Annotated in this window: 2 protein-coding genes; both read right to left on the bottom strand. The window is 69.7% G+C overall.

The window, feature by feature from the left end; translation table 11 throughout:
• A partial coding sequence (locus tag D7X74_RS40645; protein ID WP_372239754.1) for an Ig-like domain-containing protein occupies positions 1-1390 on the bottom strand: 1390 nt, incomplete at its 3' end.
• Positions 1391-1584: 194 nt separating this feature from the next.
• Positions 1585-3387 (bottom strand): hypothetical protein (locus D7X74_RS43375; RefSeq protein ID WP_158622366.1); only part of this gene is annotated, 1803 nt, incomplete at its 5' end.

Here is a 3387-nt window from a genome sequence, read left to right as displayed (position 1 = left end):
GGCTGAGCCCATCACCGCCCCCGCCCCCGCCCACCATGCTGTAGGCCACGGTCAGGGGGCTGGTGGAGGAGTTCACCTGCTTCAGGTAGGAGGTGACGGCCTGGATGCAGACCTGCAACCGGACCGTGAAGTGCTGGGTCGTCCGCTGGCCGCTCGCGTCCTGGACCTCCAGCGTGATGTCCGTGTCCATGACGCCCGAATCGGCCGGGGCCGTCCAGGTGACGTCGCTGCGCGATGCGCTGGTGACCGGAGCGCCCAGGGTGCCTTGGCTCGCGCTCCACGTGAACGTCAGCGATTCCCCCTCCGGATCGGACGCGGTGGCGAACAGGTGCATCGTGTCTCCCGGCCGGACCTGCGCGGCGGACTGGAAGACCTGCCCGATCACCGGCGGCAGGGTCGGCAACTGGAGCAGCACCACGTTGAGTCCCATCGTGCCCGTCGTGCTGCCTCCGCGGCCATCCACCACCGCCACGGTCAGCCTGCACAGCCCGCCCACCGGAGCAGGCGAGGGGGCCGCCCAGGTGGACCGGGCCGTGGCGGTGTTGCTGAAGGCGCCGCCGCAGTCATCGCTCCAGGCGTAGGCGAGCGCGTCACCGTCCGCGTCCACCGCGCCCACGTCCAGCGTCACGGTGCCGCCGGGCCCCACCTGTCCGAACGGGGTGCCCGTCATCTGTGCCACCACGGGCCAGGTGTTGAACGAGACCGCGACGTTCGCGGCACCCACCGCCTCCAGCACCACGACGTTCAGGGTCACACCCGCCTGTCCGCCCCTGCCGTCGCTGACGACGACATTCAGCGCGTAGGTGCCCGGGGTCGCGGGAGCGGTCCAGGTGGGGCTCGCCACGAGCGCGTCGCCGAAGGCTCCACCGGTCGCCGTCCAGCTGTAGCCGAGGACATCCGCGTCCGCGTCCGTGGCGGTGAGGCTGAGCGCCACCGCCTGGTTCGAGCGCACCTGATAGGCGGACGCGGCGACGCCGGAGAGCCGGGGCGCGCTGTTCTGGAACGCGGTGGGCGGCGTGCGCTGCTGGAGCTGCAGCAGCACCGCGGCCGTCTGCGCCGCTTCGATGGTGACCCCCGTCACCTGACCCTCGTAGATGACGGTGTTGCTCGCGTCGAAGGCCTGGGCGTTGAAGGTCCGGTCCGTCCCCACGGGGATGTTTCCAATCCCCCCGGTCCACCGGGTGCCGGTTTCCTCCAACGACGCGGTGAGCAGGGACATGCCCGGCCCGTGGATCGTCAGCTCCACGCGGGCCACGTCGGAGGCCTCCAGCTTCTGTCCCTGGAGGCTCACCTGGGCATTGCCCGTGGCATCCTCCTGCGCGCAGCCAACCAGCGCGGCGCAGAAGGACACCATCGCGCACAGCATCCACATCCGTCTCTTCCGGTGCATGAGGCTCTCAGTCTCTTGGGGGTGAACACAGTCCTGGGCCCGCGGCGACAGGGCGACCGAGTCCAGTGTTTGTGTCGACGCGAGACTGTACTGACAAGGAATGAAAGATCAACGCCGGACAGGAGAGACACCGTGGAGTCTGGGTTGACTCCGGGTCTGTCTTGTTTCAGTGATACAGGCCCGGGCGCGAGCGCCTATTGAGCGGAGGCGAGCAGGTTGAGCATGGAGCCCATGAAGAGGTAGCCGGAGCCTCCGTGCAGTGGCGGCGGGGCGTTGTTCCGCATCCACGCGACGAGCTGCTCCGGAGTACCGCCAGGGTTGGCCGTGCGCGCCTGCTGGTAGAGACCCATGAGGAGGTTGAAGCCCGTCACCTCGACGGTGGAGTTCGTCCCGGGAGGCACCACCAGATCCAGGACGCGGCCGACCTCCTCCGGGCTCAGCTCCAGCCCCTGGGCAAGGAGCGCCAGGCGGGTGGTGTCCGTGAAGCGCGGGATGATTTCGTTCATCCGCTGATAGTCGATCCCCAGGCTGGCCAGCTCTCGCACCTGGGTGCCGTAGTTGAACCCGAGGTTGACTCGCATCTGCGCGTCGGGGATTCCCAGTTGGGTCGCGCGCTCGATGCTTGCCTTGGCCGCCTCCTCACGGTGGATGCCCTTCTCCCAGGCCTTGCCGAGTTCCGTGAGGACGAAGGTGGTGGCGGCCACGCCGATTCCCAAGGGACCGCCGACGAGCCCGAACACGGAGGCCGTGGAGACGATGCCGCCGACAGCCTGCGCCCCGACCTGGAGGTAGGTGCCATTGTTCCTGTCCGCCTGACTGAGGAGGTTCAGCACCCGGAGCCCCGAGGTCGCCGCGCCCAGGATGGTGCCGAGCTTGCCCAACAGCATCGGTGCCCCGCCAAGTTCCGACTGGAAGCCAATCCGCGTGACAACGCTCCCCACCCCCTTGAGCGCCATGCTGACGGCCGACGCCGTCATGCCGGCGTTCCCCAACGGTTGGATGAGCAGGTTGAGGGCGGCCGGATCCTGGAGGAGCTCCGGACTCTGGATCATCGCCATGGACAGCGCCGCGGAGACCAGCGCGGTGGCTCCCGGTGTGCCGAGCTTGCCCGCCTCCGCCGCCAGGTTCTTGAGGGCCCCCACGTTTCCGGAGGCCACACTCGCCAGGGCGCCCAGCATCACCTTGGGGTCGGCTCCGAGGATGCGCTCCTGGACGCCCTCGGGCATCTGCTGGATGAGCGCCGTCACCCCCGCGATGGCGTTGTCGGAGGACTGGCCGGAGGCCAGGGCGCTCGTCAGGGTGGCGTTGATGGCGGGGCCGTAGACGTCCTGCTCCAGATACTGACCCGCGGGGTCACCGAGCTGTTGCAGCAGCTGGTTCTCGGACGCGTTCAGGTAGGCCACCGCCGTCGCCGCGCGCGGCGAGTCGGCCACCAGCATCAGGGCCTGCTGCACGGGCACGGCATGCAGCCCGAGCATGTACGGCGAGATGCCCTGGACGTCCTTGAGATAGGCCTCGATGTTGGCGCCTTCGGCCTCCAGGTGGTCGGCCAGTTCACCCACGGCGGCATCCCGGGCCGTGTAGGCCGCCGCGTGCTCGGTGCGGAAGGACTGGATGAAGGCATTGCGCTCCTCGGGTGTCAGGAGGGGGCCGATGATGGCCAGCTCCTCCGCGAGCTTCTGCTCCACGGCATCCAGGCGGGCCTCGGCCGCCTGGGCATTCTTCACGCGCGTCTCCAGCACGGCGTACGCCCCGGCCCCCGTGAGAGTGCGGGCCTCGGAGGCTTGCTGCACGCCGCCCGCCGTTCCATCGAGGAACATCGGCTTCATCGTGTTGCCGGAGCCACCCGCGCGCACGGGCGCTTGCTGGAGCCCCGTGGCCGGCGTGCCCCCGTTCTGCGAGGACCACTGGCGCAGCGCGGCCTCGCGACGGTGGGGGGGCTCGAAGAGGCTCTGCTGCCGCGTGGGCGTGCGCAACGGCTGCGGGGGGGCGGGCGG

The organism is Corallococcus sp. CA047B, from assembly GCF_003612065.1.
GTDB classification, from domain to species: domain Bacteria; phylum Myxococcota; class Myxococcia; order Myxococcales; family Myxococcaceae; genus Corallococcus; species Corallococcus praedator.
The sequence above is the reverse complement of the archived record's forward strand: the minus strand, read 5'-3'. Positions and strand labels throughout refer to the sequence as shown.